Genomic DNA, 19,461 nt, shown 5'->3' with positions numbered 1-19,461 from the left:
CGGGCGGCGCGGGCGTCAGCCCAGATCCCGCTCGGGACCCGGCCGCTGCTCCAGCATGTGCGCCAGCGCCACGTTGTACCCCGCCTGGAAGCGGCTGGTCGCCTCCAGCTCCTCGGTGATCTCCGAGATGTGCCGGCGGCAGGTGCGCACCGACATGCCGAGGCGGCGCGCGACCATCTCGTCCTTGTAGCCCTTCGCCATCAGGCGCAGGATCGACTGCTTGAGGTCGTCGGCGATGGTCGGCGCCCGCGAGGTGTCCGGCACGAACGGCGTGGCGCCGTCCCACAGATGCTCGAAGACGCTGCACACGAACGCCACCAGGGTCGGCTCCCGCACGACGATCGCCCCGCCGTCCAGACCGCCCTCGCCGTCCTCGTCGTCCGCCATGTGGGTCGGCAGGAACACGGTCTCCCGGTCGTAGATCAGGATCCGGTCGATGACCTGGTCCGCGGTGCGCACCTCCACGCCCGCCGCCGTCACGTCCCGCACGTAGGCGCGCGTGGCGAGGTCGCTGCGCGCGGTGTGCTGGTAGACGACGCGCATCGCGATGTCCCGCTCCCGCATGCCGAGGGCCGATCTGCGGGCCGCCTGCAGGACCTCGCCGGGGCGGGCGCCGCCCGGCGCCACCGACGCCCACTCGTGCCGGCAGTGCGTGCCGAGGTGGTCGAGCATCGACTGCACGGTCGACGGGTCGGTGATGACGTCGAACGCCTCCAGCCGGTTGCGCAGCCGGCGCCCCTCGAAGTAGACGGGCGTCAGCGACATCAGCCGGCTGCGCACGTCCGTGACCGCCTGCTGGAGGTCGCGGATCTGCGTCTCGGCCGAGCTGACCAGGTCGGCGGTGGCCACGTCCGGCGCCACCGGCACCAGCACCTCGGGGCTGCCCGGCATCGGCTGCAGCAGCCGCAGCAGCGTCAGCACCTTCTCCGCGTGCTCGACCTCGGCGGGTGACAGCGCCAGCCGCTCGACTATGTCGTCGCGCGTGAACCGGCCCAATTCAACAGCGTGTCCATAAGCGGCGGCGCTGATGTCGTCCAGCTCGGCGAATTCGGAACGGGAGTAATTCATTCCGCGCATCCGAGGGGTCGGGGGCCCGGGCGGAGTTGTTGCCGTGCAACTTTGGGCCATCGTCCGGCCCTTGGGTTGGGCCGATCCGATTGGAGATGGTGTTCCCGGCAGCAGGAGGTGCCAAGGGTGGACAGGGGGCTCAGGGAGTTCATGACGATCCTTCCCCTTTGGTACGCCGAGTCATCGAGTCTTCAGGGGGAAACGTGCACGCCATGACAAACATGATCAACATCGTCGCTCGTAGTGCAGCTTTGGGTACTGCTCTTGGTGTGTTGTTTACCGGTGCCATACTCTACGGCACGCATGGTGACAGCCAGGGCGCCCCCGCGCACCACGCGACGGTGGTGACGGCGACGGACCACACCGACGGCCCCGACGACCGCTGGCCGTAAACCGCGCCCATCGTGTTCTCCGCCCGCAGGCGCTCCCCGCTCAGACCGGCAGGGGGGCGCCTGCGGGCGTCCGCGTGAGCGTCGCGTGCCGCACCGCCGGTACGGCGATCGCGCTCAGCACCAGCCCGTGCGTGGCCGAGAACCGCCCGCCGAGAACCCGCCGCCCCGCGCCGGGCTCGGCCGCCGGGTCGCGCAGCAGCGCCGCACGGAACGTGCCCCGCTCGGCGTCCACTGTGAGCAGCGCGTCCTCGAACTCCAGGGTGTGCCCGGTCAGCGGGAAGTACGCCTTGTAGACCGCCTCCTTCATGGAGAACAGCAGCCGGTCCCAGCGGACCCCGGGCGCGGTGCGCAGCAGCCGCGCCACCCAGGAGCGCTCCTGCGGCAGCCCGATCGACTCCAGGATCCCCTCCGGCAACGGCTGGTTGGGCTCCGCGTCGATGCCCAGCGCCGCGATGTCCTCCACGCGGGCCAGGGCGGCACCGCGGTAGCCGGCGCAGTGCGTCACCGAGCCGACCAGACCCGGCGCCCACTGCGGCGCGCCCCGCAGGCCCGGCAGCACCGGCGCCGCGTCCTGGCCGAGGGCGGCCATCGCGCGCCGGGCGCACCAGCGGGCCGTCGTGTACTCCCGGCGCCGCGCCTCGACGGCCCGGGCGACCTGGGCCTCCTCGGCGGGGAAGAGGGCCACGTCGGTGCGGTCCACTGTCGTGTCGACGGCGGCGACCTCGGCGGGGAGCAGCGTTTCGATCATGGGGATCACCCTCGTGGGACGGGCCGTCTCGCGGGTCTGCGGTGCGGCTGTGTTCTCACGTTCCGCCGGGGAGAGGGGTGGCTCCAGCGGGAGCCGGGGGACGGCTGCCGTCCGGTCGACCGGCGGGTCGGAAAGCGACGGTCCCCTGCTAGGCGAGGGGTGTCGTGGCGGCGGGTTGCCATACGGTTGTCATCCGGCCGCCGCCCGGTGGGGATACTGCGCGCAGTTCCCCGCGCCCCTGAAGGGGCGCCTGCCCTCACGGAGTCGCGAAGGCGCCGGGTCACCGGGCACTCAGGGGACGCAACGCCCCTGAAAGGGGCGCGGGGAACTGCGCGACCAGCCCCCACCGGCCCGCGGCTGACCACGGCCCGTAGGGGGCGCGGGGAACTGCGCGAAGGGGCATCGCCCTGCCGCGGTGAACCGGCGCCCCGCTAGGGGGTTTCAGGGGTACACCCAAGACCTCGGCGGACCGTAGGGTCGGGCGAATGGCGCACGGACGGCTGATGGCCATCAGCGATCTGCACGTGGCGTTCGAGGAGAACCGGCGGATCCTGGACGGGGTACGCCCCGAGGATCCGGGGGACTGGCTCCTCGTCGCCGGGGACGTGGGGGAGCTGCTCTCGGACGTGGAGTGGGCCCTCGGCGTGCTGGCCGAGCGGTGGGCCCGCGTGGTGTGGGTGCCCGGCAACCACGACCTGTGGACCGCGCACGAGGACCCCGTGCGGCTCAGGGGCGACGCCCGCTACCGCCGGCTCGTGGAGATCTGCCGCGGCCTCGGCGTGCACACCCCGGAGGACCCGTACCCGGTGTGGTGCGGCCCCGGCGGACCCGTCGTCGTGGCGCCGCTGTTCCTGCTGTACGACTACTCGTTCCGCACCCCCACCGCCCCCACCAAGCAGCAGGCGCTGGAACAGGCGTACGCGGCCGGGGTGGTGTGCACCGACGAGTTCCTGCTGCACCCCGACCCCTACCCCAGCCGGGACGCCTGGTGCCGGGCGCGGGTCGCCGAGACCGAGCGGCGACTCGCCGACTGCGACCCGGCCCTGCCGACCGTCCTGGTCAACCACTTCCCGCTGGTCCGCACCCCCACCGACGTGCTGCGCCACCCGGAGTTCGCCCAGTGGTGCGGCACCGCGCTGACCGCCGACTGGCACGTGCGGTTCCGGGCGGCGGCCGTCGTCTACGGCCATCTGCACATCCCCCGTACGACGTTCCACGACGGTGTCCGCTTCGAGGAGGTGTCCGTCGGCTACCCGCGTGAGTGGCGCCGTCCCGGCCACCCGAGGGACGTCCCCCGGCGGATTCTGCCCTCTTGACAGGCCGCCGGCCCGGCCGGGGGGACTTGCTGTCGTGCAGCTTTCGGTCACCGGCATGCGCCGACAGGGCCCCTAAACTGGGGCCTTGAAGGACGGTTGCCCCGCGCGAGGGAATTTCTTTGCGCTGTCTTGGGGAAGTCATGGGGACGTCTGGAGGAAGTCACGAAGAAGTCCCTCTCGGTACTCCGATAAGTTCCGGCGGATTTCGGCTTCCTTGACAACGGGGGATGTGAGGCGGCGGCGATGCATATGGACCGGAGAAATCAAATCCAGTTGCTGGAATCCGCGGTGGGAGAGGCGGTCGACGGAGCCGCCCGGATCGTGCTCATCGAGGGCGCGGTGGGCTGCGGAAAGACCGAACTGCTCGAATCGGCCGCCGAAATGGCCGTACGGGCGAAGGCGCTGGTGCTGCGCGCGGAGGGCGCGCGAGCTGAACGGAACATTCCGTTCGGTGTGGTGGCGCAATTGGCGGCGGCGGCCCCCGAGGGGGCGCTCGACGCCGTACCGGACCTGGCGACCGCGGGAGCCGGAGGGTCCGCGCAGGCCGGAGGGTCCGCCGCCGCCGAGGGGATCGCGGCCCGCCAGGTCTTCGTGACCGCGGTCCAGCGGCTGGCGGCCGACACGCCGCTGGCGATCTGCGTCGACGACCTGCACCTTGTCGACGAGCCCTCCCGGCGCTATCTGCTCCACCTGGCCGGCCGGCTGCGCCGGGCCCGGGTGCTGCTGGTGTTCGCCGAGTCGCTGCACGAACGCGCCGACGACCCGGAACTCGGCACCGACCTGCTGCGCAGGCCGGGCTTCGCCCGGATCGAACTCGCCCCGCTCACCCGGGACGGCGTCGCGGCGGTCCTGGAGCGCTCCGGCGCCGGCCCGCGCGGCGCCGCCGAGGCCCACGCGCTCACCGGCGGCAACCCGCTGCTGCTGCGGGCGCTGACCGAGGACGGCGGGCCGGGACGGGCCTTCGTCCAGGCCTTCCTCGCGTGCCTGCGGCGCAGCGGCAGCCGTACCGAGGACGTCGCGGGAGCCGTCGCGGTGCTGGGCTCCCTCGCCGCACCGGGCACCGTCGCGGGGCTGCTCGGCCTGCCCGAGGGCGAGGTCAAGGACTGCCTGGACGCCCTCACCCGGGCCGGACTACTGGACGGCACCGCTTTCCGGCACCCGGCCCTGCGCACCGCCCTGCTCGACCACCTGGACTCCGCCGTGCGCCCGCAGCGGCACCAGCGGGCCGCCGAACTCGCCCACGCCCAGGGGCATCCGGCCACAGACGTGGCCATGCAGCTCCTCGCGGCCGGTGAGCCCGCACCCGCCTGGGCGGGCCCGGTGCTGCGCGCCGCCGCGGACCGGCTGCTGGCCGACGGCGAGCACCGCAAGGCCCTGGAGTGCCTCCAGGTGGCGCTGGAGGGCACCGAGGACCCGGCGGAGAGCGCCGAGTTGCGGACCGCGCTGGCCGCCGCCCAGCTCGCCATCGACCCGGCCGCCGCCGACCAGCAGCTCGCAGAACCGCTGGCCGCCCTGCGCGCCGGCCGGCTCCCGTCACCCGTCGCCGCCCGGCTCGCCCGCCTGCTGGTCACCCAGGGACGGATCGACGAGGCTGGCGAGGTGCTGCGCGCACTCACTCCGCACCAGCCCGCCTCCACCACCGCCCAGCCCCCGCCGGGCGCCGCCCCGCACCGCCCGTCCGTCCCGCGCACCGCGCCGGCCGAGTATCCGGGCCACACCACCGACAGGCCCCCGGCCCGCACCGCCGCAGACCCCGGCACACCGGGAGCGAGGCTACCCGGCCCGTCCCCCGAGACTCGGGGCGAGCCGGGAGCGAGGGACGCCGGACCCAGCTTGGGCGCGCCGAGCGCGAGGGACGTCGGGCGCAGCTTGGGCGAGCCGGGGACGAGGTCCGCCGGGCGCAGCTTGGGCGAGCCAAGCACGAGGGACGCCGGGCGCGCCGACGAACACCCGGACGCACCCGGCGGGATACCGTCCGCCCGGCCCGCGGAGAGCGGAAGCGCGCCGTCTCTCCGGTCCGCCGAGAGCGGAAGCGCGCCGTCTCTCCGGTCCGCCGAGAGCGGAAGCGCGCCGTCTCTCCGGTCCGCCGAGAGCGGAAGCGCGCCGTCTCTCCGGTCCGCCGAGAGCGGAAGCGCGCCGTCCCACCGGTCCGCCGAGAGCGGAAGCGCGCCGTCTCTCCGGTCCGCCGAGAGCTGGGGTGCGTCCACCACGGCGCCGTCCCACCGCTCCACCGAGGGCGCGGGCGAACCCGGTGCCCAGGCGTCCGGCCGCCTCGCCGAAGCTCCGGGCGCGGGCGACCTTGCCGCGAGACTCCCGGGCCGCTCGGCCGAGAACCCCGGCACACCGGGTACGGGGGCGTACGGCAGGTCGGCCGGGGGCCGGGGTGTGTCCGACGCCGGGCTGTCCGGCCGGGCCGCTGACGACCGCGGGTCCGCGGGTGCGGGGTCGTACGGCCGGTCCGCGGAGGGCCGAGGCGTGTCCGACGCGGGCTTGTCGGCCAGGACTGCCGACAACCGGGGTGACTTGGGTGCGGGGTCGTACGGCAGGTCGGCGGAGGGTCGAGGTACGTCCGTCGCAGGGCTGTCGGGCAGGTCCGTCGAGAACCCCGGCGCACCGGGTGCGGGGTCGTACGGCCCGTCCGTGGAGGGCCGAGGCGTGTCCGACGCGGGCGTGTCGGGCGGGACTGCCGACAACCGGGGCGGCTTGGGTACGGGGTCCTATGGCAGGTCGGCGGAGGGTCGAGGCGTGTCCGACGCCGGGCTGTCGGGCAGGTCCGTCGACAACCCCGGCGCACCAGGTACAGCGCCATACCGCCGGTCCGTCGACAGTCGGGGCGTAGCCCGGGCGAGCGTGGGTGGGCGGTACGCCGAGAGTCCCGGCGCGGTGGGCGGGAGGGGCTTCCGGCGGTCCGGGGAGGGCGCGGTCGCGCCGCAGCAGCGCGGGGTTGTGCCGGACGGGCACGCCGCGTTTCCTGGGGCGCCCGGCGCCGACGCCGTCGCCGGCGAGCCCGGTGTCTGGGACGAGTTGCGGGGCGTGCCGCTGCTGGACGGACTGTCCGCCTTCCCGCACTGGGCGGCGCGGCCCGCACCCCCCGCCGTATCCGCCCGGCCGAAGGAGCGCGCACTGTCCGCGGCGCCGGCGCACCGCGCCCCCGCCACACCGCACGGGCCGGGCTGGGCGGTGGCCTTCTGGGGCGTCCCGGAGTGGGAGCGCTCCGCCCGCGGCACCGAGATCGCCGAGGCGCTGCTGCGGCGCACCAGCCCCGCCGAGACCACCCTCGCACCCGTCCTCCAGGCCCTGCGCGCCCTGCTGCACCTCGACGGTCCGCGCCGCGCGCTGCCCTGGACCCAGACGTACCTGGACGAGGCGGCCCGCCGGGGCGCGCCAGGCTGGCAGGCGGTGTTCGCGCTCACCCGCGCCGAGGCCCTGCTGCGCCAGGGCGACCTGCCGGGGGCGGAACAACTCGCCCTGGAGGCACGCTCGCTGGTGCCCGAGCACGACGACAGCCTGTTCCACAGCTGGACCGGTGCCACCCTGGCCGCCGCCCGCACCCCCATGGGCCGGCACGACGACGCCGGCCGGGAGGTGTGCCGCCCGCAGCCCGAGGGCCTTGCCGGAACGTTCCAGCTCCTGGCCCACCTCAAGGCGCGCGGCACCTACTACTTCGCCACCAACCGCTACCAGGCCGCGCTCGCCGACTATCTGGACATCGGGCGTGCCATGCGCCGCTGGGGCATCGACCGGCCGGTCGTGCTGCCCTGGCGGACCCTCGCCGCCGACGCGCTGCTCCAGCTCGGTGAGGTCCGCCAGGCCGCCCGCCTGGTCGCCGACCAGCTCGCCTCCCGGGACATCGCCCACCCGTGGGTGAACGGTCTCACGGTCCGACTGAAGGCGGCCCTCGCCGAACCCGCGGAGCGCCCCGCGCTGCTCACCCACGCCGTCGACGAGCTGCGCCGCTCCGGCGACCGGCTCGAACTCGCCCGTGCCATGGCCGACCTGGGCGAGGCGTTCAAGGAGTCGGGCGATCCGGGCCGGGCCACCATGGTCAACCGGCGCGCCTGGCAGCTGGCCAAGGAATGCGGCGCCCAGACCCTCAGGGAGCGGATCCTGCCCGGCCGGGCCGCCGTCGACGCGCCCGACGCCGCCCGCAACGCCGAACTCGACGCGAAACTCAGCGAGTCGGAGAAGCGGGTCGCCCTGCTCGCCGTGCACGGCCACACCAACCGGGAGATCGCCCTGAAGCTGTACATCACCGTCAGCACGGTCGAACAGCACCTCACCCGCGTCTACCGGAAGCTGAACATCACCCGCCGCCAGGACCTGCCCGCCGACCTGCCGTTCAGCGAGGCCCTGGACCTCGCCTGAGAGGGCGCGTCCCGGGTTCCGCCGTAAGAGAAGGAGAGACCACCACGATGAGCGGTACGCCGTTCGAGAAGCCCGGCGCCGAGTACCTGGCGCTGGTCAACGACGAGGGCCAGTACTCGGTGTGGCCCGCCGCGGCCGACGTGCCGGCGGGCTGGCGGGTCGACCTCGCCGCCGCGCCCCGGCAGGCCGTGCTCGACCACATCGACCGCCACTGGAGCGACGCGCGGCCCGCCTCACTGCGGGCCGCCGACGGGCAGCCGGGCCAGTGACGCCCGCGCGTACACCACCTGGCTGCCCGGGACGATGAACAGCGACTCGCGCAGCGCGGAGGCGGACTCGGTCGTCAACTCCTCGACGGTGTCCGCCTCTTCGCGCATCAGGGAGCGTTCCAGCTCGAAGTAGTACAGGTTGAAGGCGTCGACCTGCCGCTGGTACAGCCACCAGCGGTGGGCCTCCTCGGCCGTGCCGTGCTCGCGCAGGTACGCCGCCGTCAGCTGCTCCTCCAGCCGGTGCGCGAGGCGCTCGGAGGCGAGCCGGGTGCGCAGACCGGTACCTGGGCGGGCCCGCTCGTAGAGGCAGTGGCCCAGCTCGTGGGCGACCCCGGCGAGGGAGCCCAGGGTCGGGCCGTCGGCACCGAGAATCACGGCGGCGTGCGGCGGGCCGACGGTACGGAACGGTGTGCCGCGCTCGGCCAGCGAGGACTCGGCGAGGATGCGCAGCACCGGCTCGCGCCAGGGCCGCAGCTCCGCGAGACCGGGAAGGATCTCGGCGGCCGGGGCGTGCGTGGGATGGCTCAGGATCAGGTCGTCGGCCGGCAGCGGCAGGGGCAGCTCGGCCAGGTGCACCAGCATCGAGCGGCGCAGCGGCAGTACGGCGGCGTACCGGGGGGCCGCGAGGACCTGGCGCACCTGCCGGTGCGTGACGTCGAACAAGCGCCGCACCCAGGCCAGTCGCCGCAGTGCGGCCAGCCGGGCACGGCGCTCGGTGAGCAGCTTCTCGATCAGGTCACCGGTGCCGAGGACCGCCTCCCGCTGCAGGCGCCGGCGCTCGTCGCGGTAGGCGGCGACGGCGTGGGGGGCACCGGTGAGGTCGGCCTGCGGGGCGGGCGGGCGCGCCCCGCCCCGCTCAGGCGCCACGTCAGTTGTTGACGTTGTCGTTCGAGTTGTTGTTGTTCGAGTTGCTGTTCGCGTTGTTGTTGTTGCTGTTGTTGTCGTTGGCGACGATCGACAGGTCCTCGGCGAGGGCGTTGAGGTCCGTCGCGGTCACGCTCTGCAGACGCGGGGTGTCGATGTCGTCGTTCATCATCGCGTTGTTGATGTTGTTGTCGATGTTGTTGCTGATGTTCGCGTTGCTGTTGGAGTTGTTGTTGCTGTTGTTCGACATGGAGTTGTTCGCCGGGGAGTTGTTCGCCATGGGATCTCCTGAGGACGAGCGTGGGGCCGGGCCGGTGCCCGGTCTGCGTGTCGAGCAGCGCCTCCATACAGCACCACCGCGCTAAAGCGGCGGATGGCTTGTGGCAAGCGCATGGCAAGGTGGCGCCGCCGGGCGCCCCGGTATGGCAGGACACGGGGGCGTCCCCCGCGAAAGCGCAGGCGACGCGGGGGCGCCGTCGCCTGCCGCCGTTGTGGTCACCTCACGCAAGAAGCAGGGTCGGTCGCAGAACGTAACCCCCGCAGGAGGTCGCCATGCTGACGGAACACGACCCCAAGGCAACCGCCCCGGCCCGCCGGCGCGAGGACATGCTGGACCGCGTCGAGGCGAGACTGCGCGCGGTCCTGGGCGACGAGTACCGCCGGCACGCGGGGCACGCGCGCGCCGCGGGCCTCGTCGAGTCACTGGCCGAACTCGTCGCGGCCGGCGGCGAACGGGTCCGTCCCGTCGTCCTGCTCACCGGCTACCTCGCGGCCGGCGGCGACCCGGACGACGAGCGCGCCGTCGACGCGGCCGCCGCCCTCGAACTCCTCGACACCGCCGCGCTGCTGCGCGCGGACGAGCACGACGGGGTGGCCGTACGGCGCGGCATGCCCGCCCTGCACGTGGCGCACGCCGCCGAGCACGAACGCGGCGGCTGGGGCGGCGACGCCCGCCGGCACGGCACGTACGCCGCGACACTCGCCGGCGACCTCGCGCTCGCCTGCGCCGGCCGGCTGGCCGGCGGCGCCCTGACCGGCGTCGCACGGGACCACTGGGACGAACTGCGCGCCGACCGGTCCATCGGCCTGTACGCCCGCGAGGCGATGACCGTCGCCTACCTCGACGACCCGTGGCCCGGCCGCTGCGTCTCCGGCTGCGACAGCGGCTGCCGCGCCGGCTGGTACGCCCTGCGCGCACCCCTCCTCATCGGCGCGGCCCTCGCCGGCCGCGCGGACCTCACCCCCGCCTACGAGTCCTACGCCGCCGCCCTGCACGCCGCGTGGCGCCTGCGCGGCTTCCTCGACGGCGGCCCCGAGTACGCCTGGGAGGCCGATCTGCTCCGCGAGATGCTCCTCGACGGCGAGGAACGGGACGTGGCCGAACGCATGATCCGCGACCTCGTCAAGAGGGCGTCCCGCACCGCCGCCGACGCCACCCTCCCACCGGAGTGGCGCACAGAACTGATGACCTTCGCCTCCCGCGTCGCGGCGGCGTAAAACCGCCTCCACCTGGACCGCCGCCTCCGGCACCCGCGCTCACGCGGATGAGGGCGCCTGTCCCGGCGGGGCTCAGTGCCGTGCGCGCGGGCGATCCTGCGAGGCTCTCCGGCGTGCATGCGTGCATGCGTGCATGCGTGCATGCGTGCCGACAGGACGACCAGCACGGTGCGCGGTCGGGCGGCCCTCTGAGGCTGGCCGTCACGCGCGGGGCAGGCCCGGGTGAGCACCCTGGCGCAGGCCGGCTGTTCCGCGCGACCGGCACGCAGCCCGGCCTTCGTCCGCGGGCCTCGGGCATGGCCTCGGGATCCGGCGCGGCACCGTCCCCGGTATGGGTCCCGGCCCCGTTGCAACGCCTTGCGGACGGGTCACTCCGGTGCGACCGGGCGGGGCCGGGGTGTGCCGGGGCGGAGGCGGGTCAGCCAGGTTCGGAGGGCCTCCTTGCGGAGGCGGCCCCCGGTGTCCCGGGGGAGGGAGCCGACCAGTTCCAGGCGGGTCGGCAGGAACGCCTCCGTGAGCCCGGCGCGGGAGAGATGCTCGCGCAGCTCCACCAGCCCCGGCGGTTCCTCCTGGAGCGCGGGCACCACCACGGCGCACGGCATCTCCCCGTACGTGGCGTCCGTGTACTCCACCACGGCCGCCTCCCCGACCCGCGGATGCGACAGCAGCGCGGCCTCCAACGCGTCCACCGGTACGACGAACAGCCCGCCGGTGCGTTCGTCGGCGCGGCCCACCACGGTGACCTCTCCGGGCCGCCCCGGCTGCCCCGGCAGCGCCGCGTCCCCCGTGTCCAGCCAGCCGTCCGACCGTTCCCAGGCCGCCGTCACCGGTTCCCCGTGCCGCCAGGCGGCCGTCGCGACCGAAGGGCCGCGCACTGCCAGCTGCCCGTTCCGCAGCGCCACTTCCAGTCCCGGGAGCGGGCGTTCCCCGGAGCCGTACGACAGCGCGCCCAGCCCCGCCTCGGGCGACCCCCACACGTCCCGCACCCGCACGCCCAGTTCGGCCCGCAGGTCCCCCGGCAGCGCGGGAGGCGTGTCCACGCGGCCGCCCGTCAGCGCCAGCCGCAGTCCCGACACGTCCCGGCGTTCCTGCCGCTGCGCGGCCAGCAGCTCGGACCAGAGCGCGGGCGTGGCGTACACCCGGTCGACACCGGCGGACTCGACCAGACCGAGAAAGACCCGCGGGTCCCACACATCCTGGAACACCCCGGTGCCGCCGGCCGCCAACGGCCAGCACACCGAGTAGAGGAGCGAGGCGAGGGAGGTGAGGGGGAGCGGCGTGGCGAACACACCGGGCGCCGCACCGGGGGTCGTGCCGGAGGTCGCGCCGGGGGCGCCCGCAACCCCTTCCCCGAACACCCCCCGAGACCCGCCACCGGACTCGTCCCCGGACCAGGCTGCGGGCCTGATCCCGGGATCGTCCCCGGGCCAGGCTCCGGGCCCGTCTCCGGGCCAGGCTTCCGGCCCGCCCTCCGCCCGGACTCCCGTCTCGACCCCCGGCCGGTCTGTCGGTGCGTACACGAGCCGGTCCACCGGATCGCCACCTGTCCCGGGGCCGGTCTCCGCGCCCCCGGACCCGCCTCCTGCCCTGATCCTCCCTCCGGTGGTCCGGGGCTCGCTCCCCGCCCGGCGCGGGCCCCCCGCCCAGGGCTCCGTCACCCCCGACTGCGCCGCGAACCCCGCGTACAGGGTGTTGGCCGTGTGCAGTACCGCGCCGTGGTCCTCGCCCATGCCCATCACCGTCAGCAGGAGCGCGGGGCGGTCGGGCGCGGCCAGGGAGAGGGGGAGGTCGCGGCCGTGCGGGCCGCGTTCGTGTGCGGTGCGCAGGAAGTACGTCCCGAAGTCCACCGCCCCCGTCGACCCCGCGTCGCCGAGGACCACCCGGCGCCGCAGCCAGGGCAGCCGGTGCGCGAGTTCCGCCAGCACCTCGGCGTGGCCGTACTCCTCCCACCGGTCCGGCACCACGCACACCCGGGCCCGCGTGTCCGCCAGGATCCGCTCCAGGTCGGGCGCCCGCACCCCCGGCAGCACCGGCACCACCACCGCACCGATCCGCCAGCAGGCCAGCGCGAGGGCCGCCGCCTCCCACCAGTTGGGCAGCTGCACCGCCACCGGGTCGTTCTCCCCGACCCCCAGGGAGCGCAACGCGGCCGCGAAACGGTCCATGCAGAGGGCGAGCCGGGCGTACGACACCGTGACCGTGCGCCGGTCAGGCGGCAGGTGGGCGCGGTGGCCGACGAAGGCGGGACGGTCGGGGTGCGCCGCGGCGGCGCGCAGCACGTCGTGCACGAAGCCCTCGGCGCGCCAGAGCCCGGCCGCGCGCCAGCGCCCGGCGACGGCCGCCGGCACGCTCGACCCGTCCGGCAGCGGGACCGGGACCGTGTCCCGGCCGGTCACGTCCACCGGCCCACCGACCATGCCACCTGCAGGCGGGAGGTGCAGCCCAGTCTCCGCATGATCTGCCGTACGTGGTTGACGACCGTCCACTCCGAGATGTCCAGCCGGGCCGCTATCTGGCGGTTGGTCAGCCCCTCCGCGACCAGCATCGCCACCTGCACCTGCCGGGGGGTGAGCGGCTGCGCCTCCGGGGTGGGGGCGGCCGGGCGCGTGTCGGGCGCCGGAGCGGCCAGCGCCTCCTCGAACGCGGTGGCCGCCGGCATCCGCAGGCCCTCGGCCCAGGCCACGGTGAAACCGGTTCCGGGCAGCCGGGAGCGCAGGGCGTCCAGGGCCTCCTCGACGGCCGCCCGGCGCGCGGCGTCGGCGGTGCTGCCCAGTGCCGTGCGCAGGGCCGAACAGGACGCCAGGACGCGGGTGATCCGGGGGCCGCCCGCCGCCGCGTCGGTCCGCAGCCACAGCAGCGCCAACTCCTCCAACACGCCCGGGAGTTCGGTGCGCTCGTCCAGTGACCGGTACAGCTCCAGGCACTCGCGCAGGGCTGTCGCCGCGGTCCGGGTGTCGTCGCGTTCCACGGCCCCGGCCGCCGACTCGCGCAGCGCCGCCGCCAGCCCGCGGGCGTCCGCCACCCGGCGGTGCGCGTCGAGCCCCTTCTCCAGGGCGTCCTGCGCCTTGCGCGTGTCGCCCTGCGCGCGGAGCGCGGCGGCCAGCGCGACCGCCGTGTCCGCCGCCGGGGCGGCCGCGCCCAGCGACTCCAGGGCGGTCAGCGCGGGGCCGAGCGCGGCGACCGCGCCCGCGGGGTCGCCGTGGCGGAGCAGTGCGAGGCCCATCCGTGCGGTCACCAGTGCCGTCTGCCGGCGGTCACCGAGCCGCTTGGACAGGGCGAGGGCCCGGCGGTGCCGCCGTACGGCGAGGTCGGCGTCGCCGAGGGCCAGCGTGAACGTCGCCGACAGGTCGACGAGGCGGGCCCGCAGCGGTTCGGGCAGTGAGGGCCGCGTGCCGGCGCTGTCCGGTGCCGGTTCGTCCTGGCCGAGCGAGTCGCACCACTCCACGCCGGTCCGCAGGTGCCCCTGCACCAGCCAGGGCAGCCGCAGGGCGAGGACCAGCGAGGCCACGTCCTCGACGGCGCCGCACTGCCGCAGGCGGCGCAGCGCCGCCACGATGTTGGGGTGCTCGGCGGCCAGCACACGCAGCCAGTGACTCTGCCGGGGTCCGGTCAGCCGGGGTTCGACGGTGGTGACGAGGTGCCGGTAGGCACTGGCGTGCCGGTCCTGGGCCGCCTCCAGCAGCCCGTCGGCGGCCAGTTCCTCTCCCATGTGGGACCGCACCGGCTCGGGCACCGCGAACCGTGGCTCCCCCTGCTCCTGGTCGAGGGCGACGACGAGGCTTCGGTCGAGCAGCGCGTCGAGGACGGCGTCCGTCTCCGCCCGGGGCAGGGGTGAGACCCGCTCCAGCATCGGCAGCCCGAACCTGGGCTCGAACACCGCGAGATGGCCGAGCAGCGTCAGCTCGTCCCGGCTCAGCCCGGCCACGGCGGACTCCGCGAGCGCGGCGAGCGAACGGTGCCGGGCCGGAGCGTGCACCGGCCCGCCGGACAGCGCGGTCAGCGCGCCGCCACGGTGCCGCAGCCGGGCCAGCAGCACCTGCGGAGTGAACAGCCGCAACCGCCCGGCCGCCAACTCCAGTGCCAGCGGCAGCCCTTCGAGCAGCCCGCACAGCGTGGCGACGGCGGCGGCGTTCTCCTCGGTGACGGCGAATCCGGGTACGACGTCCCGCGCGGCCCGGGTGAACAGGGCGACCGAGGCATTGCCGGCCAGCTCACCGGGATCGTCGCACGCGCCCGCCGGAACCGGCAGCCGGCGCACGGGAAGCAGCAGCTCACCGGCGACCCGCAAGGGCTCCCGGCTGGTCGCCAGTACCCGCAACCGCCCCCTGGGGGAGAGGAGTTCGGTCAGCATGGTGGTCAACGGCTCCCCATGATGGTCACAGCCGTCGAGAACCAGCAGAGCATCCGCGTCCCCGGGGATCCTGCGCAGTTCGGCGGTCAGCCGCAGCACGGTGGCCGCGGCCTCGTCCGCCGAGGCTGCGGGCGCCAGATCGGCGGTCCGCACCCCCCGGAACTGCCCCTGCGCCGGCTCGAAGGCCCCCGCCAACGCGCTCTTCCCCACCCCACCGGGCCCGGTCAACGTCACCAGCCGAGCCCCGACGTCCCCCAACCGCCCCCCGAGCCCGATCAGCTCGGCCTCCCTCCCCACAAGAGGCCGCCCCCCACCCACCAACCCCGACCGCATCCCCAAAACCCGCGGAGCCCGCTCAACAACGCTCATGCTCTCCCCCTGAAGGTGGCTCCCCCCACCCTCCCCCCCACCCCCAAAGCCCGCCTTAAACGCACCCTCAAAGAACGTCCACCTGCCAACCCGCCCGGCACCAACCCCCCAGGGGCGCGGGGAACTGCGCAATGGGGCGCCCGTCCCAACGGCTACTTTTGAACGCGGCCGACACCAACAAGCCCAGGAGCGCGGGGAACTGCGCGAAGGGGTGCCTGTCCCAACGGCTACTTTTGAACGCGGCCGACACCAACAAACTCAGGGGCGCGGGGAACTGCGCGACAAGCCACACTCAACCCGCACCCGAACGACCGAGGCCCACCCACCCCCGCCGCCCGACCTACGCCGCCTCCGCAACCCCCCTCAACCGCCACACCCCCGGCCGAACCTCCACCGCCGGCGCAACCTCAGACTCCCCAAGCCGCCGCAGGCACCTGCGGGCATAGGCCTCCAACCGCCGATCCCGCAACGCAGCGGCCAGCTCCCGGCACGCGGTGAACCGCGCCGCAGCCGTCACCTCGTCACCAAGGTCCAGCGCAAGCAACGCCCCTGCCCGCAGCGCGTCGAACCGGGCCGGCGAACGCTCCGGAAGCGCACCGAGAGCGGTATCGAGCAGCACGCCCGCCTCGTCGTACGCCCCCGCGTCCAACCGCACATCGGCCAGCCCCACCAGCGCCCGCCCGTGCTCATGCTCGTCCGAGCACCCCCGCGCCGCCCGCACGGCCGACTCGTACAGCTCCTCACAGCGCCCCAACTGCCGCTGCTGCCACGCCAGATCGCCGAGCGAGCGCAGCATCCGCGCCTCGCCCGCCCGGTCCCGGGCCCGCCGCGCCGCGTCCAGCCCGAGCGTGTGCGCCGTCCGCCACAGGGGCCACGCGGCGTGCGATTCGAGACTGCCGGACAGGGCGTCGGCCAGCCGCAGCGCCGACGGCCAGGCACCGTGCGCGTGCGCGGTGCGCAGGACGCCGACGAGGGCCGGCAGATCGGTGCGCGGGGTGGTCGCGGCACCGCCCGCAACCGGCCCGGTGCCCGCGTACACCTCGGCGAGCCGGCCCGCCGCGTCCCGCGCCGAGTCCTCGGGCTCGTGCCGCGCGAGCAGTTCGGCGGCGAGCAGCCGCAGCAGCGGGTGGAAGCGGTAGCGGCCCGACTCGTCGGCCTCCAGCAGCCGTACGTCGACGAGGCTCTCCACACCACGTCCGGCCGCCTCGGCGCCGAGCCCCAGCACGGCTGCCGCCGGACCGGTCTCGAAGGGGGCGTCGGGCAGCAGGGCCAGCAGCCGGAAGGACCGCTGCTGCTGCGCCGTCGCCGCCGCGTACGCCGTCAACAGGACGTCCCGGACGTCGAGTTCACCGACCCGCAGAGCGTCCAGCCGGTCCCGTGCGTCGCGCAGCCGGTCCACGAGGGTCTGGAGGGTCCAGTGCGGGCGTGCCGCGAGCTGTGCCGCCGCGCTGCGCAGCGCCAGCGGCAGGCCCCCGCAGAGCACGGCGACCTCGGCGGCGGGCCCCCGCGCGTCCTCGGCCCCGGCCGCGCCCCGACCGTGCCCGACGAGCCGTCGTACGACAGCGTCCCGGGCCGCGACAGGTGGCCGTACCGACCCATCCGAGCCGTTGGAGGCATCCGGGCCGGACGTGGCCCCCGGCCGGATCCGCCCGGAGGCCGTGGTCAGCAGGGTGCGGGCCGCTTCCGGCGGAAGGGGGGCCAGGGTCACCGTGCGGACGGCCGCGAGGGACGCCGGGGTGCGGCGGATGGTGACCAGCGCGCGGCACCCCTCGGTCGCCGGCAGCAGGGGACGCAGCTGGGCCTCGGAGGCGGCGTGGTCCAGGACGAGCAGCAGACGGCGGCCCGCCAGCAGCACGTGCAGCGCGTCCCGCAGGTCCTCCACCGCCTCCGGCAGCGGGCCCGTCTCGCCCGCCCGCCGCAGCAGCCGGGTCAGCGCCTGCGCGGCGGTCAGCGGGCGGCCCGGCTCGGGCTCCAGGTCGAGGAACAGCCGGCCGTCGGGGAACGCGTCCGCGCAGCGGTGCGCGGCCTCCACGGCCAAGGCCGTCTTGCCGACCCCGGGCATCCCGGCGACGGCCACACATGTCCCGGCCGGTGCCGACGTCAACAGCGCGACCACCCGGGCGAGTTCCGTGTCCCGGCCGGTGAACGCCGGGTCGGCGGTGGGCAGCGCGACGGGCCGGCCCCGGGTCTGCGCCACGGTGACCGTGCCGGTCGGCGCGGCCTCGTCGACCAGCAGCCCGGCGTCGCCCGCCAGGATCCGGCCGTGCAGCCGTTGCAGCGCCGGACCGGGCTCGATCGCCAGCTCCTCCACCAGCGTGTGCCGCAACTGCGTGAACACGCGCAGCGCCTCCGCCTGCCGGCCCGACCGGAACAGCGCCAGCATCAGATGGCCGTGGAACTCCTCGCGCAGGGCGTACCGCGTGGTCACCGACTGGAGCTCGGCGATCAGGTCCCGGTGCCGGCCCAGTTCCAGGTCGGCCCGGATCCGCTGCTCCAGGGCGGCCACGCCCGCCTCGTCCAGCCGGACCGCCGCCGCGTCCAGCGCGGGACCGTGCGGAGTGTCCGACAGCAGCGGGCCGCGCCACAGCTCGACCGCCTGCCGCTGCAGCGCCGACGCCTGCGCGAAGTCACCCGACTCCAGCGCCTTGCGGCCGCGCGCGTGCAGTGCCTCGAACCGGGCCAGGTCCAGCTGGTCCGGCTCCAGCCGCAGCACATAGCCCGGCTGCCGGGTCACCAGCGACTCGCGGCCGAACCCGTCCTCGGCGGCGTTGAGCTGCTTGCGCAGCTGCGAGATGTACACCTGGAGTGTGGTGGTCGCCGTACGCGGCGGATCGTCCTGCCACAGCTCGTCCGTCAGCGCCTGCACGGACACCACCTCGCCGCCGCGCACCAGCAGCGTGCCGAGCACGACACGGAGCTTCGCGGCCCGCGGCGTGTACGACACCCCGGGGCCGGCGCTGCCCTCGATCTCCATCGGGCCGAGGATGCGGAACCTCATGCGGACACCCGGGTCACAGATCCTGCACGACACTGGTGCGGGCCTCGGCCACCGCGCGCCGGTGCTGTGTCACCGTCAGGGTCACCGGCACCGACGGGCGCCCCTCGGCGTCCCGCTCCAGCGGCCCCGGCACCGCGACACAGCGCAGCGGCAGCCCCGCCTGCGCGTAGCCGCGGAAGTGCACGTCCCAGTCGGCGACCACGGCCCGGTCGGCGTCGACCCCGCTGGCCCGGCCCGCCGTGAGGATCGACGTCTGGCGCAGCGCCTCCAGCAGCAGCAGACCCGAGACCTGCCCGTCGTCGGACGGCGCCAGCGCCGGATTGTCACCCCGGGTGAGGATCCACGTCGTCAGCCGGCCCTGCGCCGACACGCTCGGCTCGCACACCACCACGTTGCCCGGCGCGCGGCGGCCGATCTCGGCCGGGTCCACCGGCCAGCCCGCGCCGTCCGGGGCGTCGTCCAGCTCCGGCGCGGCCCGCAGGGCGCGGCGGCTGTGCTCCACGTGGTTGCGGTGCAGGGCGGGGGTGAGGAACACCAGGCCCGCGCTGCCGGTGCAGCAGGGGACGTCGTCGATGCGGACGTCGACACCGAACGTCAGGCCGCGCGGCACCCCGCCGATCATGTGGTCGGGGCGGGCGGTCAGCCGCGTCGTCATCCGGGGCGGCTCGCTGTCACCGGCGCGCCAGGCCCGCAGATCGGTCAGGGCGAGCGAGAACCGGTAGAACAGCCCCGGCCGGTCACGCGGCACGCCGAAGTAGCGGTGGCCGACGAACTCGCCGACCTCGCGGACCTCCTCCGTGACCGACTGCGCGTCGTGGAAGTGGCCCGGACCGTCGTTGAACAGCGGGTGCCCGGTGGGCACGGCGCCGGCCAGGACGAAGTTCTCCTCGCCGCTGCTGGGCGCGTCCAGGAGGTAGTGCTCCCAGGACGTCGGACAGTGGATCAGGTGGCGGGTGGCGTACGTGAGTCCCTGCACGGTGCTGCTGGTCGTGTCGACAGTCATGGTCTCTCCTCGGCGCGTTGGGAGCGCTCCCTGCTCGCAGAGCGTGGGGGAGGGCCCGTCGTGCGGCGCGCGCTGTCCCCGTGGCCGTCACGCGGACGGCCCACGCCCACAAGGGTGCGAAACCGACGGTCCCGGATGCCAGCCGGGGACGGTGGCAGCAAGTTGCACGGCAGTTAGTTGGGGTGACGCCGCTGGTGGCACGCCAGCCGCGCTTTAGTCAC

13 protein-coding genes are annotated in these 19,461 nt (G+C 75.0%); 5 read left to right on the top strand and 8 right to left on the bottom strand.

Annotated features, from left to right (window positions below; translation table 11 throughout):
• Positions 1-15 precede the first annotated feature (15 nt).
• A complete protein-coding gene (locus DBP14_RS06530; RefSeq protein ID WP_241740831.1) occupies positions 16-1,068 on the bottom strand; it encodes a helix-turn-helix transcriptional regulator in 1,053 nt (350 codons plus the stop codon).
• A 221-nt stretch (positions 1,069-1,289) separates the two neighbouring features.
• On the opposite strand from DBP14_RS06530, the gene DBP14_RS35950 reads away from it, so the two are divergent.
• Complete coding sequence (locus tag DBP14_RS35950) at positions 1,290-1,460, top strand: hypothetical protein (RefSeq protein ID WP_164992264.1); 171 nt, start codon at positions 1,290-1,292, stop codon at positions 1,458-1,460.
• A 40-nt stretch (positions 1,461-1,500) separates the two neighbouring features.
• Here the strand turns inward: DBP14_RS35950 and DBP14_RS06525 are convergent, their stop codons facing one another.
• Positions 1,501-2,208, bottom strand: a complete 708-nt coding sequence (locus DBP14_RS06525; RefSeq protein ID WP_129306084.1) for a 4'-phosphopantetheinyl transferase superfamily protein — start codon at positions 2,206-2,208, stop codon at positions 1,501-1,503.
• A gap of 485 nt (positions 2,209-2,693) precedes the next feature.
• Between DBP14_RS06525 and DBP14_RS06520 the strand changes: the two genes are divergently transcribed.
• From DBP14_RS06520 to DBP14_RS06510, 3 genes are all read left to right on the top strand, one after another.
• Positions 2,694-3,524: a metallophosphoesterase gene (locus DBP14_RS06520; RefSeq protein ID WP_241740830.1), complete on the top strand. Its 831-nt coding sequence runs from the start codon at positions 2,694-2,696 to the stop codon at positions 3,522-3,524.
• Positions 3,525-3,767: 243 nt separating this feature from the next.
• Positions 3,768-7,889, top strand: a complete 4,122-nt coding sequence (locus DBP14_RS06515) for an AAA family ATPase (protein WP_129306083.1) — start codon at positions 3,768-3,770, stop codon at positions 7,887-7,889.
• 47 nt (positions 7,890-7,936) lie between these two features.
• Positions 7,937-8,158, top strand: a complete 222-nt coding sequence (locus DBP14_RS06510) for an MbtH family protein (protein WP_129306082.1) — start codon at positions 7,937-7,939, stop codon at positions 8,156-8,158.
• Here the strand turns inward: DBP14_RS06510 and DBP14_RS06505 are convergent.
• Positions 8,123-9,025 (bottom strand): hypothetical protein, encoded by a 903-nt coding sequence (locus tag DBP14_RS06505; RefSeq protein WP_129306081.1) that lies wholly within the window; start codon positions 9,023-9,025, stop codon positions 8,123-8,125. The genes DBP14_RS06510 and DBP14_RS06505 overlap by 36 nt on opposite strands.
• Before the next feature lies 1 nt (position 9,026).
• Positions 9,027-9,302, bottom strand: a complete 276-nt coding sequence (locus tag DBP14_RS06500; RefSeq protein WP_129306080.1) for a hypothetical protein — start codon at positions 9,300-9,302, stop codon at positions 9,027-9,029.
• Positions 9,303-9,574: 272 nt separating this feature from the next.
• Between DBP14_RS06500 and DBP14_RS06495 the strand changes: the two genes are divergently transcribed.
• The gene (locus DBP14_RS06495) at positions 9,575-10,519 is read left to right on the top strand and encodes a polyprenyl synthetase family protein (RefSeq protein ID WP_241740829.1); all 945 of its coding nucleotides are present in this window, start codon (positions 9,575-9,577) and stop codon (positions 10,517-10,519) included.
• Between the two features lie 368 nt (positions 10,520-10,887).
• Here the strand turns inward: DBP14_RS06495 and DBP14_RS36690 are convergent, their stop codons facing one another.
• From DBP14_RS36690 to DBP14_RS06475, 4 genes are all read right to left on the bottom strand, one after another.
• Complete coding sequence (locus DBP14_RS36690; RefSeq protein WP_241740828.1) at positions 10,888-12,936, bottom strand: AMP-binding protein; 2,049 nt, start codon at positions 12,934-12,936, stop codon at positions 10,888-10,890.
• Positions 12,912-15,104 (bottom strand): LuxR C-terminal-related transcriptional regulator, encoded by a 2,193-nt coding sequence (locus DBP14_RS06485; RefSeq protein WP_129306079.1) that lies wholly within the window; start codon positions 15,102-15,104, stop codon positions 12,912-12,914. Before DBP14_RS06485 ends, DBP14_RS36690 begins: the two co-directional genes overlap by 25 nt.
• A 475-nt stretch (positions 15,105-15,579) precedes the next feature.
• Positions 15,580-18,237 carry an AfsR/SARP family transcriptional regulator gene (locus DBP14_RS06480; protein ID WP_129306078.1) on the bottom strand — a complete coding sequence of 886 codons (2,658 nt, stop codon included), beginning with the start codon at positions 18,235-18,237 and terminating at the stop codon, positions 15,580-15,582.
• Between the two features lie 13 nt (positions 18,238-18,250).
• Positions 18,251-19,240, bottom strand: a complete 990-nt coding sequence (locus DBP14_RS06475) for an AfsA-related hotdog domain-containing protein (protein ID WP_129306077.1) — start codon at positions 19,238-19,240, stop codon at positions 18,251-18,253.
• Positions 19,241-19,461 lie beyond the last annotated feature (221 nt).

The sequence above is a fragment of the Streptomyces sp. L2 genome (assembly GCF_004124325.1).
Taxonomy (GTDB): Bacteria; Actinomycetota; Actinomycetes; order Streptomycetales; family Streptomycetaceae; genus Streptomyces.
Note: the sequence above shows the minus strand (reverse complement) of the source record. Positions and strands in the feature narration are given on the sequence as shown.

Coding starts and splice junctions, on each gene's coding strand:
- DBP14_RS06530 (WP_241740831.1), bottom strand. CDS start 1,068: ATGAATTACTCCCGTTCCGAATTCGCCGAGCTGGACGACATCAGCGCC.
- DBP14_RS35950 (WP_164992264.1), top strand. CDS start 1,290: ATGATCAACATCGTCGCTCGTAGTGCAGCTTTGGGTACTGCTCTTGGT.
- DBP14_RS06525 (WP_129306084.1), bottom strand. CDS start 2,208: ATGATCGAAACGCTGCTCCCCGCCGAGGTCGCCGCCGTCGACACGACA.
- DBP14_RS06520 (WP_241740830.1), top strand. CDS start 2,694: ATGGCGCACGGACGGCTGATGGCCATCAGCGATCTGCACGTGGCGTTC.
- DBP14_RS06515 (WP_129306083.1), top strand. CDS start 3,768: ATGCATATGGACCGGAGAAATCAAATCCAGTTGCTGGAATCCGCGGTG.
- DBP14_RS06510 (WP_129306082.1), top strand. CDS start 7,937: ATGAGCGGTACGCCGTTCGAGAAGCCCGGCGCCGAGTACCTGGCGCTG.
- DBP14_RS06500 (WP_129306080.1), bottom strand. CDS start 9,302: ATGGCGAACAACTCCCCGGCGAACAACTCCATGTCGAACAACAGCAAC.
- DBP14_RS06495 (WP_241740829.1), top strand. CDS start 9,575: ATGCTGACGGAACACGACCCCAAGGCAACCGCCCCGGCCCGCCGGCGC.
- DBP14_RS36690 (WP_241740828.1), bottom strand. CDS start 12,936: ATGGTCGGTGGGCCGGTGGACGTGACCGGCCGGGACACGGTCCCGGTC.
- DBP14_RS06480 (WP_129306078.1), bottom strand. CDS start 18,237: ATGAGGTTCCGCATCCTCGGCCCGATGGAGATCGAGGGCAGCGCCGGC.
- DBP14_RS06475 (WP_129306077.1), bottom strand. CDS start 19,240: ATGACTGTCGACACGACCAGCAGCACCGTGCAGGGACTCACGTACGCC.